At 48.4% G+C, this 14588-nt stretch carries 15 protein-coding genes; 10 read left to right on the forward strand and 5 right to left on the reverse strand.

Translation table 11 applies throughout. From position 1 onward, the window contains the following. The first annotated feature begins 37 nt into the window (after nt 1-37). Entirely contained in the window at nt 38-250 is a 213-nt protein-coding gene (locus NC980_RS03830; protein WP_190379798.1) for a hypothetical protein, read from the forward strand. Between the two features lie 196 nt (nt 251-446). Here the strand turns inward: NC980_RS03830 and NC980_RS03835 are convergent, their stop codons facing one another. Next, complete coding sequence (locus NC980_RS03835) at nt 447-740, reverse strand: WGxxGxxG family protein (RefSeq protein ID WP_190379799.1); 294 nt, start codon at nt 738-740, stop codon at nt 447-449. A 245-nt stretch (nt 741-985) separates the two neighbouring features. Between NC980_RS03835 and hemE the strand changes: the two genes are divergently transcribed. The 3 genes from hemE (at nt 986) to NC980_RS03850 (ending at nt 4169) form a co-directional block, all read left to right on the forward strand. After that, complete coding sequence (gene hemE / locus NC980_RS03840; protein WP_190379800.1) at nt 986-2050, forward strand: uroporphyrinogen decarboxylase; 1065 nt, start codon at nt 986-988, stop codon at nt 2048-2050. A gap of 119 nt (nt 2051-2169) precedes the next feature. After that, the gene (locus NC980_RS03845; protein WP_190379801.1) at nt 2170-3111 is read left to right on the forward strand and encodes an NAD(P)-dependent oxidoreductase; all 942 of its coding nucleotides are present in this window, start codon (nt 2170-2172) and stop codon (nt 3109-3111) included. 116 nt (nt 3112-3227) lie between these two features. Next, nucleotides 3228-4169: a ParA family protein gene (locus NC980_RS03850; RefSeq protein ID WP_190379802.1), complete on the forward strand. Its 942-nt coding sequence runs from the start codon at nt 3228-3230 to the stop codon at nt 4167-4169. Here the strand turns inward: NC980_RS03850 and NC980_RS03855 are convergent. Both NC980_RS03855 and NC980_RS03860 read right to left on the reverse strand, forming a co-directional pair. Next, nucleotides 4127-4618 (reverse strand): AAA family ATPase, encoded by a 492-nt coding sequence (locus NC980_RS03855; protein ID WP_190379969.1) that lies wholly within the window; start codon nt 4616-4618, stop codon nt 4127-4129. The two genes, NC980_RS03850 and NC980_RS03855, sit on opposite strands and share 43 nt — an antisense overlap. Nucleotides 4619-4628: 10 nt before the next feature. Continuing rightward, nucleotides 4629-5924 carry a glucose-1-phosphate adenylyltransferase gene (locus NC980_RS03860; RefSeq protein WP_190379803.1) on the reverse strand — a complete coding sequence of 432 codons (1296 nt, stop codon included), beginning with the start codon at nt 5922-5924 and terminating at the stop codon, nt 4629-4631. A gap of 205 nt (nt 5925-6129) precedes the next feature. Between NC980_RS03860 and gcvT the strand changes: the two genes are divergently transcribed. The 3 genes from gcvT (at nt 6130) to gcvP (ending at nt 10768) form a co-directional block, all read left to right on the forward strand. Further along, the gene (gcvT, locus tag NC980_RS03865) at nt 6130-7212 is read left to right on the forward strand and encodes a glycine cleavage system aminomethyltransferase GcvT (RefSeq protein WP_190379804.1); all 1083 of its coding nucleotides are present in this window, start codon (nt 6130-6132) and stop codon (nt 7210-7212) included. Between the two features lie 32 nt (nt 7213-7244). After that, nucleotides 7245-7634, forward strand: coding sequence for a glycine cleavage system protein GcvH (gene gcvH, locus NC980_RS03870; RefSeq protein ID WP_190379805.1), 390 nt, complete (start codon nt 7245-7247; stop codon nt 7632-7634). A gap of 203 nt (nt 7635-7837) precedes the next feature. Further along, nucleotides 7838-10768: an aminomethyl-transferring glycine dehydrogenase gene (gene gcvP, locus NC980_RS03875; RefSeq protein ID WP_190379806.1), complete on the forward strand. Its 2931-nt coding sequence runs from the start codon at nt 7838-7840 to the stop codon at nt 10766-10768. Nucleotides 10769-10825: 57 nt separating this feature from the next. Here gcvP and NC980_RS03880 read toward each other — a convergent pair whose 3' ends face one another. Continuing rightward, nucleotides 10826-11341 (reverse strand): SRPBCC family protein, encoded by a 516-nt coding sequence (locus NC980_RS03880; protein WP_190379807.1) that lies wholly within the window; start codon nt 11339-11341, stop codon nt 10826-10828. 142 nt (nt 11342-11483) lie between these two features. Between NC980_RS03880 and NC980_RS03885 the strand changes: the two genes are divergently transcribed. Beyond that, nucleotides 11484-11663, forward strand: coding sequence for a hypothetical protein (locus NC980_RS03885; protein ID WP_190379808.1), 180 nt, complete (start codon nt 11484-11486; stop codon nt 11661-11663). Nucleotides 11664-11806: 143 nt separating this feature from the next. Beyond that, nucleotides 11807-12226 (forward strand): DUF2294 domain-containing protein, encoded by a 420-nt coding sequence (locus NC980_RS03890; protein ID WP_190379809.1) that lies wholly within the window; start codon nt 11807-11809, stop codon nt 12224-12226. Here the strand turns inward: NC980_RS03890 and NC980_RS03895 are convergent. After that, nucleotides 12192-12596, reverse strand: coding sequence for a response regulator (locus NC980_RS03895; protein WP_190379970.1), 405 nt, complete (start codon nt 12594-12596; stop codon nt 12192-12194). The two genes, NC980_RS03890 and NC980_RS03895, sit on opposite strands and share 35 nt — an antisense overlap. 558 nt (nt 12597-13154) lie before the next feature. Between NC980_RS03895 and NC980_RS03900 the strand changes: the two genes are divergently transcribed. Beyond that, on the forward strand, nt 13155-14522 hold the full coding sequence (locus NC980_RS03900) for an NAD-dependent succinate-semialdehyde dehydrogenase (protein WP_190379810.1): 1368 nt from the start codon (nt 13155-13157) through the stop codon (nt 14520-14522). Nucleotides 14523-14588 lie beyond the last annotated feature (66 nt).

The following is a 14588-nucleotide window of genomic DNA, read 5'->3' on the forward strand; positions in this document are numbered from 1 at the left end:
GGCAAAATTAAAGAAGCATTATTTACGATCGCTCCTCATGACTGAACTGAAACTCATCTCTCAGTATCCCAATCTGCGATCGCTGATTGAAGCTACGATCGCCGAATCACTTTCGTCGGTTGAAGCTGGAATTCAACGAACTCAAACACGACTTGAAGCTTTTGAAGCTCAATACCAACTTTCAACCGAAGAGTTTCTGAGGCGTTACGAAAATGATGAGCTTCAAGAAACACTTGAGCTTGATGAATGAATTGGTGAATCGCGAATGCTCAAATGATTACAAGAAAAAGCGACTCAATTAAATAAAAGAGGTTAAGTTTGCAGATTGAGCTTTATTTTTAGCAAATTTAAGAAATAATTTCCGTTTGTGTAGTATTAAACACCAATAAACGGCATGAAAGGCTTTTCTGCTTCCATGCCGTTAAGCTTTTGAGTTGTCTAACCGATTAGTAGCGATCGCGGGTTCCCGATACATCTGCCGGATCACGATATGCAGTTGCACCCGTCGAAGAATGCTCATCGCGGCTGCTCTTGCGTCCCATTAAACCGAACAAACCGAGCAAGCCCAACAGACCCCAGTAACCGTTGCGTCCTTCTTGGTGATAACCTGCGTCTTGAGTGGTCGTGTCGGTTCCAGTTCCGGTTCCAGTTCCGGTTCCAGTTTGGCTCATTGCAGGCAGCGACATCGGAGCCAAAATCAAAGCAGAAGCTAATGCGAGTTTTGCAGCAAATTTAGTCATTGTTTTTATCCTTTTATCAACTTTGAACAGCTTCAGAATATAAACTTCAAACGTCAAATTAATCTGACTAAAGCTTGAGAAGTGACTCTGTTATTAGAGCTATTTCGTGGTTACAAACATCGGCCGTTCGAGCGATGGAATATTTCAAAACCGTTACATTCATTGGGATTGCGGCTATACCAGATCCCCTCCAGTGATAGGCTAAGAAATGTAGAAAACAAAAGGTTTTATCAAGAGGCTTCTGCATGACGGGTTCTTCGCAACTTCCACTTTTGTTACGGGCAGCACGGGGCGAAGTGTTAGATCGTCCCCCAGTTTGGATGATGCGACAGGCTGGTCGCTACATGAAAGCCTATCGAGATCTGCGCGATCGCTATCCGTCGTTCCGCGAACGCTCTGAAATTCCAGAGGTCGCGATCGAAGTGTCGCTGCAACCTTGGAGAGCTTTCAAGCCCGATGGCGTGATTCTGTTTTCCGACATTGTGACTCCGCTTCCCGGTCTCGGAATCGAGATGGACATCGCTGAGGGAAAAGGCCCGATCATTGCTGATCCGATTCGCACTCAAGCGCAGATCGATCGACTGCATCCGCTCGTTCCCGAAGAAACGATGCCGTTTATCAAAACGATTTTGAAGTCTCTGCGCGAAGAAGTCAAAAATGAAGCAACGGTTCTGGGGTTTGTCGGTGCGCCTTGGACATTAGCGGCTTACGCTGTCGAAGGCAAGGGATCGAAGACCTATTCGATCATCAAAAATATGGCATTTTCTGATCCGGCGATTCTGCATCAATTGTTGTCGAAGCTGGCAGATGCGATCGCGACTTACGCTTGCTATCAAATCGACTGTGGTGCACAAGTGATCCAAATGTTCGATTCTTGGGCAGGACAACTTAGCCCCCAAGATTACGATACGTTTGCGTTGCCGTATCAACAGCAGGTGTTCCGCAAGATTAAACAGGTGCATCCGGACACGCCGCTCATTCTGTTGGTGACAGGAAGCGCTGGACTCCTAGAACGCATGGCAAAAGCGGGAGCGGATATCTTGACGATCGATTGGACGGTCGATATGGCGGATGCTCGCGCTCGGCTCGGTAAAGAGATGAAAGTGCAAGGCAACCTTGATCCGGGTGTGTTGTTTGGATCAAAGGAATTTATCCGCGATCGCATTCTCGACACGATTCGCAAAGCAGGCAACCGTGGTCACATTTTGAACCTCGGACATGGCATTCTCCCCAATACCCCGGAGGAAAATGCAGCCTACTTTTTTGAAACGGCGAAGCAAGTGGATCAGCTTCTTGCTGCTGCACGTTGATGAAATTTCGACGATGAAAGGCATTGAGCGGATCAGAATTGGGCAGAACCGTTTATTCTGTTAATTCATAGGGTTTCCTCCTGCACTTTGTCTTTCATCATTCATCCCTGAATTCCTCAATGAGCAAGCGAATCTTCGTGACAGGTGCAAGTGGTTGCATTGGTCACTATCTTGTCGAAGCCCTGATTCAAAACACTCGACATGAACTGTTTCTGCTCGTTCGTGATGCTAGCAAGATCAAGATTGATCTGACGGCGCGATCGGGCATTACTGTAATTGAGTCAGATTTGCGTGAGATTGAGCAACATCGAGAACTTCTAAGCACGATCGATTGTGTGATACTAGCGGCGACAGCTTGGGGCGGAGAAGGGATTCAAGAAGTCAATGTGCAAAGCAATCTGCAATTGCTCTCGATGCTTGATCCAGAGCGCGTCGAGCAAGTGATATATTTTTCGACCGCTAGTATTCTCGATCGCAACAATCAACTGCTGCCTGAAGCATTTACGATCGGCAACGATTATCTGAAATCCAAGTATACCTGTTACGAGAAGTTAGCCGGGTTGGCGATCGCACCTAAAATTACCAAGCTGTTCCCGACCTTAGTGATCGGCGGTGGAGAGTGTTATCCTTACTCGGCGGTGACAACTGGAATTCCAGAGGTGGCAAGGTGGGCGAAGCTGATTCGCTTTTTCCGTGCTGATGGCAGTTTTCACTTTATTCACGCTCATGATATTGCTCAAGTGGTGCGGCATTTTGTGGATCACCCGCCGAAGGAAAAGAGTTTTGTAGTGGGCAATCAGAAAATTACGGTCAATCAGGTATTTGATGAGCTTTGTTTCTACCGGGGCCTCAAGCCGATGCTGGGCTTTCCGTTGCTTCTACTTGCGGATCTGGTGATTTTTCTGTTTCGGATTCAGATGGGCGAGTGGGATCGGTTTGCGTTGCGCTACCGTCACTTTATCCACCAAAATCCGATTAGTCCCGCTACGTTTGGTATGGAGAACTATTGCTCAACGATCGAAGATGTGTTGAAGCTGAGCGGCGTTCGCAGAAAGCGATGAATTTTGGTTGTTGGAATGAATGTGCTTTGAAATTTGATTTGATCAACTTAAATCAGAACGCTGTATGATGACCCAAATGTTAGGGTAGCGATTTTGACGCATCATCGGAGGCGAGCATGACATATACGATCGCGATGACGAACATGAAAGGCGGAGTCGGTAAAACAACTCTATCCGTCAACTTGGCAGCTTGTTTGGCAAAGTATCACCAAAAGCGAGTTCTTCTAGTCGATCTGGACACTCAAATCAGCGCAACTCTGAGCTTGATGCCGCCCGCAGACTTCGCGAGACTGCGTAACGATAAGCGCACCTTAAGACACCTGATTCAAAGCGCAATCACTTCAGACCCAAAACTGCCGCAAGTCGTTCCAGATGCGATTCACAAATATGTGTGTCAGCTAAAAGGCTTTGATCTGCTGCCAGGTGATATTGATTTATATGATGAATTTCTGGTTTCCCAGATGCTGCACAAAACAGCGCTACAAAAGCAGGAAACCGATTTTGAGCACGTTTGGAATGTGTTTGAAAAGAACCTGATTCAGAAAGTTCTTGCGCCGATCGCGAACGATTACGACCTGATTTTGCTCGATTGTGCTCCAGGATATAACCTGATTACTCGGAGTGCCTTACTTGCGAGTCGTTTCTACTTAATTCCCGCAAGACCTGAGCCACTTTCGCTCATCGGAATTCAGCTTCTAGAGCGCCGAATTAACAAGCTGAAAGAGATGCACAAAACAGATTTAACTCAGGTCGATTTAGATCTACTTGGAATTGCCTTCTCGCTGTCTGGAAATATCTTGACCAGCCGCTATTACGGGCAAGTGATGAAGCGGTTGAACGAAGATTTTAGCGAAGCGAAGTTATTCAAAACGCGCATTCCGTCGGATGTAAATGTTTCAAAAGCGATCGATAGTTTTTCACCTGTGGTACTGACCAATCCCGGAACTGCGGGATCGAAGGCGTTTGTGATGCTGGCTCAAGAAGTGCTGCAAAAATTATCGACGTTGACGCGCAGTCAAGCCTTAGAGAAGAAAATGTCGCTGTCGTCTCTGAATTGAGCCGATTCAAGCAGGATGAGTTCATCAAGCCCCTCGTCGAGTGCGGGGGGCGCGCCGTATAATCGACGCGCCATTCGATGAATCACTGCATCGGGAACTTGGCGATCGCGCATTCGATTGCGCTCTAAGCAGACCTCGATCGGTGGATTAATCCAAACTCCAGTGATATGAGTGAAGCCGGATTTTCGAGCAAGCGCGATCGCGGCTCGTCTCTGTTTTCTCACGGCATTCGTGGCATCGTAGATGGCGAACTCAATTTCACCGGATCGAATCGCGCTGACGGCTTGCTGAAACTGCGATCGCACCTCTAGCCAAATTTTGAGCCAACTTCCCTGAACGGCTTCGTCTCCGAACAGTTGAGCGCGGATAGTATCGGTTGAAATCATGCACGAACGCAGGGAGCGGGCGTAAGTTGATTTCCCGCTCCCTGGTAAGCCAATGAGTAGAATTAAGCGAACCCTAGATGATGGTTCCGTCGGGAATCACCGCACCTTTTAATGTCACAACAATTCCACTGCGAATGTAGAAACCGAGATTCTCGCGATCGGCTTCTTGAACTCGATCTTTATTCACGATCTGCACATTGCAGCCGATGTGAGCGTTTTTGTCGATAATCGCTCGACGGATAATCGTGTCCGATCCAATCCCAAGTGGGACTCCGGGACTGCTGCAATCGAGTCCCGACTGGCGCTCAGCCTGACCTTCATAGAAGTCAGCCCCCATAATTAACGAGTCCTCGATTACCGAATTGGCTTCGATTCTCGATCGCACTCCCAATACCGAATGATGCACCCGACAGTTCTTTAAGATGCAGCCCTCACCGATGATCGATTCGGTGACGTGCGAATCGAGAAACTTGCTCGGCGGTAAAAAGCGCTGACGAGTGTAGATCGGTGCGGTTTCGTCGTAGAAGCTAAAGGGTGGGCGGGGTTGCTGCGTAAGTGCCAAATTGGACTCATAGAACGCTTCGATCGTCCCAATGTCTTCCCAGTAGTCGTTAAACAGATAGGCTTGAACGTTGTAGTTCTGAGCAGAACCCGGAATAATCTCTTTGCCAAAGTCTGTTTGGCTAGGAGCTTCTTTCAGCAGTTGTTCGAGCACTTCTCTCTTGAAAACGTAGATCCCCATTGAAGCAATGTAGGGGCTTTGACGGGCTTCTTCGGGCGTTAGACCCAGCACTGTTGTATCCACCTGCATTGCTTTGAGAGCATCGCCTTTGGGCTTTTCGCTAAAGTCGATCACTCGTCCATTCTGATCAATCTTCATCAAGCCAAAGTCCGAGGCGCGAGCTTCATCGATCGGCACAACCGACAGGGTAATATCTGCACCCGTATCGCGATGGCGCTGCACGAATTCGCGGTAATCCATTCGGTACAAATGATCACCAGAAAGGATCAAATATTCTTCGATATCCCATTCTTGAAACAGCCAAATATACTGGCGTACAGCATCAGCAGTCCCCTGGAACCAGTTCGGGTTTTCGGCAGTTTGTTGAGCAGCAAGAACCTCAACAAATCCTTCGCTAAAGCTAGAGAAGTTATAGGCGCGGCTCAAGTGGCGATTAAGAGAAGCGGAATTGAATTGAGTCAGAACGTAGATCTTAAAAATTTCGGAATTGATACAGTTACTAACGGGAATATCAATTAATCGATACTTTCCGGCTAATGGGACGGCTGGTTTTGCCCGTTGTTTGGTCAACGGATATAAACGGGTTCCAGCACCCCCTCCCAGGATAATTGCTAATACCTTCTTCACAGATTAACCTCGCAGTTCCACTTCGACTCCCATCCTTAGTGTCTGTCTGGATGGCAAAGTTGACAAGGGGTTTCGGTCAGAGAATTGCAATTGGGGATCGATCGAGGAAAATTTTTTATCGGTTTGCAATCTGCGATACATCCGCTAATCGAAAATTGAGAGAAATGGTAACTTTAGAGTGATGTAAAGTTCTGCGAGACCTCCCTTGAATTCTCTGCGCCGCACCCCTTTGTATGAGTTAGCGATCGAGCTAAATGCCCGCATGACCGGATTTTCGGGTTGGGAAATGCCTGTGCAATTTAGCGGAATTACCCAGGAGCATCATGCGGTGCGATCGAATGCGGGAATGTTCGACATTTCGCACATGGGCAAGTTCACGCTCACGGGTAAAAGTGTGCTGCCCCAAATTCAGAAGCTTGTTCCCTCGGATTTAAGCCGCCTACAGCCGGGGCAAGCCCAATACACGGTGCTGCTGAATCCACAGGGCGGCATTATCGATGATCTGATTTTTTATTTTCAAGGGGACGATCGCTGGGTTGTAATTGTGAATGCAGCAACCACTCAGAAAGATCGCGATTGGTTGTTAGCGAATCTAACCGATGTTGAGTTTCAGGATCTTTCTGATGCTCAAGCGCTGATTGCGGTGCAAGGAAAGAAAGCGGTTGAGCATTTGAACGTGATCGTGGATCAAGATCTCTCGCACGTCAAACCGTTTGGACATCTAGAAACATCCATTCTGGGTCATCGTGCCTTTATTGCACGGACGGGATACACCGGAGAAGACGGATTTGAGATGATGCTTGATCCGCAGGGTGCGATCGATCTCTGGCGATCGCTGCTGGAAACGGGTGTCACGCCTTGCGGATTGGGAGCGCGGGATACGTTGCGATTAGAAGCAGCAATGGCGCTTTACGGGCAGGACATCAACGATTCGACGACTCCACTCGAAGCGGGGTTGGGATGGCTGGTACATTTTGATACGAAGGGCGATTTTATTGGGCGATCGATCCTCGAAGCCCAAAAGCAAAACGGGGTCAAAAAACGGCTCGTCGGCTTACAAATGCAAGGGCGAAATATTGCCCGTCACGATTACCCGATTTTTTCAGACGGAGAAGCCGTGGGAATCGTCACTAGTGGAACCTTAGCGCCGACCGTCGGACAAGCGATCGCGCTGGGTTACGTCCCGACTGAATTATCAAAACCAGGACAGCTGCTCGAAATTGGCATTCGCGGGAAAAACTATGGCGCGATCGTCGTCAAGCGTCCGTTCTACCGCGCAACGAAATAGAATAAGAAGTGCAATTTGACCCTTGATCGCCCATGGCATTTGAATATCCTGACACTCTGAAATATACGGACTCCCACGAATACGCCAAAGTTGACGACTACACCGTTACGATCGGGATTACGGCGTTCGCGATCGATGAGCTTGGCGATATTGTGTTTCTGGAATTGCCGGAACCAGGGGACACGGTTGAAAAAGGCGAAAGATTCGGCACGATCGAATCCGTCAAAGCGGTAGAAGATTTGAAAGCTCCGGTAAGCGGTACGGTGCTGGAAGTCAACACCGAGATGATGGACGCACCGGAGAAATTAGTTGATGATCCCTACGAGGCAGGTTGGCTGATCAAAGTGAGTGCAAGCGATGTTTCGGAGCTAGAAGATGCGCTGTCTGCCGATGAATATCGCAGTATGGTCGAGGGAAGTTGAGATTCTCTCCGTAATTTCCGAAATCTACTCCGTAAATTCACGATAGCTTTACACCCGCTAGTTTCGCTAGCGGGTTAATTATTGCAGAATGTTTCTAACTAATTTTGATATCTTTAACGTTCATGGTATTGACGCTCCACGTTTTTAGTTTCAAAGCCGAATTCTAGAAGCTCCACTTTGTTACCCTAAACCGCTCACCTTCTATGTCTGAACCCACAGTGACTGCGCCTTTTGACTACGATCGTGCTTCCGTTGATTTTGATGCTTCTGAGTCTTCTGATCGCACTCCCGCACAAACTGAATTAACTTACACAGATCGATTTGTTGATCGCCATATCGGGGTGCGGGGTGCGGAAATTCAAGCGATGCTTCAGGTGTTGGGCTTGAACTCGATCGCAGATCTAATCGATAAAGCTGTTCCTCAAAGCATTAGAATCAAACGTCCGCTCCAGATCGAATCGGGGCGAAGCGAGTATGAAATGCTGAAAGAACTCAAAGCGATCGCCGTCAAAAATCAGGTGATGCGATCGTTTATCGGCATGGGCTACTCGAATTGCATCACGCCTCCGGTGATTCAGCGCAACATTTTAGAGAATCCCGGCTGGTACACGCAGTACACGCCCTATCAGCCCGAAATCGCTCAAGGTCGTCTCGAAGCGCTGCTCAACTTCCAGACGATGGTGATGGATTTGACTAGACTGGAAATCGCTAATGCCTCGTTGCTGGATGAAGGAACGGCAGCCGCCGAAGCGATGGCAATGAGTTTTGGACTGGTCAAAAACAGTGCAAAAACCTTCTGGGTGTCGAGCGCGTGTCATCCGCAAACGATCGAAGTCATTCAAACTCGCGCGATTCCGCTTGGGATTCAGGTGATTGTGGGAGACCACCGCACGTTTGAATTTGATACGCCAATCTTTGGGGCATTGCTGCAATATCCAGCAACCGATGGCGCAATTTATGACTATTCCGAGTTTGTCGATCGCGCTCATCAAGCGGGTGCATTGGTCACGGTGGCGGCGGATTTGCTTAGTTTGACGCTGCTGAAACCACCTGGAGAATTTGGCGCGGATATTGCGATCGGAAATACTCAGCGTTTCGGTGTTCCTCTGGGTTACGGAGGCCCTCATGCTGCTTACTTTGCGACCAAAGAAGCTTACAAGCGCCAGCTCCCCGGAAGATTAGTCGGAGTGTCAAAAGATCGCAATGGTCAACCTGCATTAAGACTGGCGCTGCAAACTCGCGAACAACATATCCGACGCGACAAAGCGACGAGCAATATTTGTACCGCGCAAGTGTTACTCGCAGTGATTGCGGGAATGTATGCCGTTTATCATGGCGCGTCTGGATTGAAACAGATCGCTGCTCGCGTTCATCGCCTGACCGTACAGTTGGCGATCGCCCTTCAACACGCAGGCTTCAAACTCGGAACCGAGCCTTACTTTGATACCTTACGCATCGAAGTTCCGGGTAAGGCGGATCAGATCTTGGCGCAGGCTTTGAAGCAAGGCATTAACTTACGCAAGATCGATGCAGACACGATCGGAGTTTCGATCGATGAAACCGTTTCGCAAACCGATTTAATCGATATTCTGAGGAGTTTTAGCGATCGCGCAGCTCTACCCGAAATTCCCGCCGCTCGGATTCCCACTCAATTCGTGCGAGGCTCAGACTATCTGATGCATCCGACGTTTTCGGCTTATCGATCGGAAACCGAATTGCTCCGCTATATGTATCGCTTGCAGTCGCGAGATTTATCACTCACTTCTGCGATGATTCCGCTTGGTTCTTGCACAATGAAACTGAATGCAACCGCAGAAATGGTGCCGATTACCTGGGCAGAATTCGGACAACTGCATCCGTTTGCACCGATCGACCAGACACAAGGCTATCAGGAACTCTTCAAACAGCTTGAATCCTGGCTCTCTGAAATCACCGGATTTGCAGATATTTCGCTGCAACCGAATGCGGGATCTCAAGGTGAATACGCTGGACTCTTGGTAATTCGGCAATATCATCAAAGTCGTGGGGATACGCATCGCAATATCTGTCTGATTCCACAATCGGCACATGGAACGAATCCGGCGAGTGCAGTCATGGCAGGCATGAAAGTAGTGGCGATCGCCTGTGACAGCGAAGGCAATATCGATTTAAACGATCTCAGAACCAAAGCCGAACAGCATCGCGAAAACCTTGCTGCCTTGATGGTGACGTATCCTTCAACGCATGGTGTGTTTGAAGAAGGCATTCGGGAGATTTGTACGATCGTGCATGAAAACGGCGGACAAGTTTATATGGACGGCGCGAACATGAATGCACAGGTGGGATTATGCCGTCCCGGTGATTTTGGTGCGGATGTCTGTCATTTGAATCTGCATAAAACCTTCTGCATTCCGCATGGGGGTGGCGGGCCTGGAGTGGGGCCGATCGGCGTTGCTTCCCATCTTGTGCCCTTCTTGCCGAATCACTCGATCGTTCCCACCAGCACAGACCAAGGAATCGGAGCGGTATCGGCGGCTCCTTGGGGCAGTGCGAGTATTCTGCCAATTTCGTGGATGTACATTGCGATGATGGGCGGGCGCGGCTTGACCGAAGCCACCGAGATTGCGATTCTCAACGCCAACTATATTGCCAAACGCCTCGAAGGACATTATCCGGTGTTGTACAAAGGCAAAAATGGCTTAGTGGCGCATGAGTGCATTCTCGATCTGCGGGAGTTCAAAAAGAGCGCAGAAATCGAAGTCGATGACATTGCCAAACGGTTAATCGATTACGGATTCCATCCGCCGACCGTCTCTTGGCCCGTTGCTGGAACCGTCATGGTCGAACCCACCGAGAGCGAATCCCAAGCAGAACTCGATCGCCTCTGTGATGCCATGATTGCGATTCGTGAAGAGATCCGAGAGATCGAAACCGGAAAGGTCGATCGCGCCAATAATCTCCTCAAGAATGCACCGCACACCGTTGCTGATCTGACGGCTGATTGGGATCGCCCCTATTCCCGTGCTGAGGCAATCTTCCCGACCGCTTGGACTCGTGCGAACAAGTTCTATCCAGCAGTAGGGCGAATTGACAATGCGTATGGCGATCGCAATCTAGTCTGTTCCTGCTTACCGATGGACGCTTACGAAAGCTAGATCACTCAAAAACCTCCGAGTTTGACGATTCGGAGGTTCAATCTTTAAATCTGAGGCTTACCGCCCTGCACAAATCACCGATCGCATCTGTCGCAAATTCACAGGCAAATCGAGCCGAATGGCTTGCTCAATCAAAAAACTGGGAACTGGAATTGTCGGAGTTGCTTGCACCGAATAGGACAGAATCGTTCCTTGTTCGTAGGGCTGTAGCTGCAAATCCGCATAAAAATCACTGAAACTCCCAGATTCGAGAAAAAACTGAACTCGTTGTTGATGAGTTTCGAGAACATTCAGCGTGATTTCTACCTGTGCCGTAAAGATCAAAAATGCTTTACTTGCAGCTTGATAGATTCGCTTAGTTCGCTGTGAAATCACTTGCCGCACTTCGCTGCATGTCACATCTGGAAAATACTGCGTCCAACGGGGATAATCTGTCACCTGTTGCCATACGAAATCAGGCGCGATCGGTAAATACATCTGTGCAGTAACAGCCCCTCCCCAAGCAGAATGCGGCTTTGTTTTCAGCAAGATTTCACCTTGCATCAAAGCAGACTCGCGTACCAAGGTCATCATGTCTAAACACTCCTCATTCACACGATCTGATCAACCGACACAATAGCAAGCATTCCGTAAAACAATTGTATTCAACTGATGAAGATCTGAGAAAGTCTGCCTATAGTGATAGAGACTAATTGTGAGAAGCATCGATTACCTTATGAATCAACCCAGCAACTCCAGAGCAATTGTTTATATTGTTGTCCTCGCCCTCACCGCGATCGTGTGGATTTTGCGCGGTGTCGGATTGCTCACATTTTTGCCTGGTTTTATCTTATGGATATTGATTGGTTTATCGATTGTACTCACGATCGTCAATGGCTTAATTGAAGTGCGTTAATCATAAAAATGTTACTTCCGTTACGCTGAGAACAATGCAGGAGAAAACCTTTCTCTAGGGAGATTGGTCACAGAATCAAGACCGCAATAATAACCGTATCTGAAATCCTATGACCGGACTTGATTCTTAATTAATTTACTATTATGACCTCTACTGCTTTACCGACCCGTGGACAACTGGAGCGGACGCTTTCGCAGCGCGTACAAGCCTTTTATCGGACTCAACTCGGACACCAACCGAGTCGCGTCAGTTGCCATATCGCAGACGGCAAAGTGATTATCGTGCTAGAAGACGCAATTACTAAGCCTGAAAGATTACTACTTGAAACGGGACAAGAAGAACTTGCAGAGAAGGTGCATGACGATCTAGACAAAGCGCTGCACCCACAATTGACAGTCCTTATCGAAGAAGTCGTCGATGTCAAGGTGATTGATATTCTCAGCGATGCTACGTTTGACACAGGACGCAGCGGGACGATCGTAGTGCTGGAAAAAGCTCCCCAAGTGCGCGAATCTCACTCCCGCCGCCTTAGAGACGACAACACTGAGGTAGATGACGATTAACTATGGCTTGTAGGTCATCTAAATCGTAGGGTTTAGCCAGATAATCATCGCAGCCAGAGTCAAGAATGCGATCGCGGTCTTCGGTTCTGGCAAGTGCAGTGAGAGCAACGATCGGAATTCCAGCCGTACTGGGAGATTGCCTCAATCGCTGAATCACCTCAATTCCATTGATGTCAGGCAGCAATATATCTAGCAGAATTAAGCTTGGCTGGCTGTGCTGTGCGAGGTGAACCGCAGCTTCGCCTGTTTCAGCAGTGACGACGGCACACTCGGTCATGCTGGTAAGCTGATACTCTAACAAAACGAGGTTATCAACACTATCATCCACGACAAGCACGATCGGTCTACTTGAGGGAGTGCGTAAATCCATATCTAATGAGTTCATATTAAGGCTATGTCCGACCCGTTCTACAACTTCCAACTCACTGCGAGACTAAGGTAGAGCATTTTCAAGAGCGGCAGACATCGCTCTTAATTTGATCCGTGTTGACAATTGGGCTAATGTAGGCGACTTTCATCCTAGCGGACGACTTCTCTGGCTAGTTGCGAATGCAAGAGATGCGGCTCAATTGCTACCATATGTTGCTTCGGTCGCGTACCTCTTATGATATAGCAAGCATTTTTTGTATCTGAGCTTACCGAAAAAACTTAACCTTTCTGAAATATTTGCCGATCTCGTCATCAGGGTTAATCTTTCTCTACAGCTTGAGCAGCACGTTAATACTTTAACGATCGCGAACAATTGCAAATTTAATCATAGTTTACTGATCGTTTTACACAATTGTTGGGAGAATTGTAATAGAGATATTTGCTAAAACAAAGTAGCGATCTACACGGTTTAGACTCTAATTATAAAGAAATGATTAAATTAAGCTTCAATCCGTGTGATCGCATTCTGTAGATTCCTAAAAATTAGGGAGGAAGGGCTATGGCGATCGCAACCGTAAACCCCACAACTGGAGAAGTGGTAAAAACGTTTGAAGCGCTCTCGACTGTAGAAATTCAGCAGAAAATTGAGACGGCGCACTCCCGGTTTTTGCAGTATCGTTCCGTTACGCTGGATCAGCGTTCACGCTGGCTTTCCGAAGCAGCAAATATTTTGGAAAGAGAGCGCGATCGCTTCGGTGAATTAATCACCCTAGAAATGGGTAAGCCGCTGAAAGCCGCGATCGCAGAAGTCGAGAAGTCTGCGTCGGTTTGTCGCTTCTATGCAGAACAGGCTGCCGAATTCTTAGCCGATGTGCCGATTCAAACTCAAGCTGCGTCTAGCTTTGTGCGCTATCAACCGCTGGGCGCAATTTTAGCGGTGATGCCATGGAATTTTCCGTTTTGGCAAGTGTTTCGATTTGCGGCTCCGGCTTTGATGGCGGGAAATGTGGGACTGCTCAAACACGCCTCGAATGTGCCGCAATGTGCCGTTGCGATCGAGGAAGTGTTCGTTCGCGCTGGCTTTCCAGCTGGCGCATTCCAAACGTTACTGGTGGGCGCGGATAAAGTGGCGATGATTGTCGAAGACGATCGCGTTAAAGCAGCAACCCTAACCGGAAGTGAACCCGCTGGAGCGAGTCTTGCGGCGATCGCGGGCAAGCACATCAAAAAAGTCGTTCTAGAGCTTGGCGGCAGTGATCCGTTTATTGTGATGCCGAGCGCAGATTTAGACCAAGCAGTCAAAACAGCGGTCGCGGCTCGAATGCTCAACAGTGGTCAATCTTGCATCGCAGCAAAGCGCTTTATCGTGGCAGACGCGATCGCCGATCAATTCCTCGATCGTCTAGTTGAGCAGTACAAAGCGCTGAAAGTCGGCGATCCAATGTTGCCGGAAACCGAAATTGGCCCCTTAGCAACCCCAGGCATTCTGCAAGATCTCGATCAGCAAGTTCAGACCTCGATTCAGCAGGGCGCAAAAGTGCTAATCGGTGGGGAACCGTTGCGTGATCGACCCGGAAACTTTTATGCCCCCACGATTCTGACTGACATTCCCAAAGGCTGTATTGCTGAGTATGACGAGTTTTTTGGGCCGGTTGCGCTGGTGTTTCGGGTGCCAGATTTAGACAGTGCGATCGCTCGTGCGAATGATTCACCGTTTGGATTAGGTGCGAGTGCTTGGACGCAAGACGAAACGGAGCGCGAACGGTTAATCGAAGAAATTGAATCTGGCTCAGTGTTTATCAATGCGATGGTGAAATCCGATGTGAAGCTACCGTTTGGTGGCATCAAGCGATCGGGGTTTGGGCGAGAACTAGGGCGCGAAGGCATCCACGAGTTTGTCAACATCAAAACTATCTGGGTGCAATAGATAGAAAGTCTTTTAGATCATTAAATCTGGGCTATCACTATACGAAGCGAATTCTTAGCCCTTTAC

Origin of the sequence: Leptolyngbya sp. AS-A5 (genome assembly GCF_039962495.1) — a bacterium.
Classification (GTDB): domain Bacteria; phylum Cyanobacteriota; class Cyanobacteriia; order Leptolyngbyales; family Leptolyngbyaceae; genus Leptolyngbya.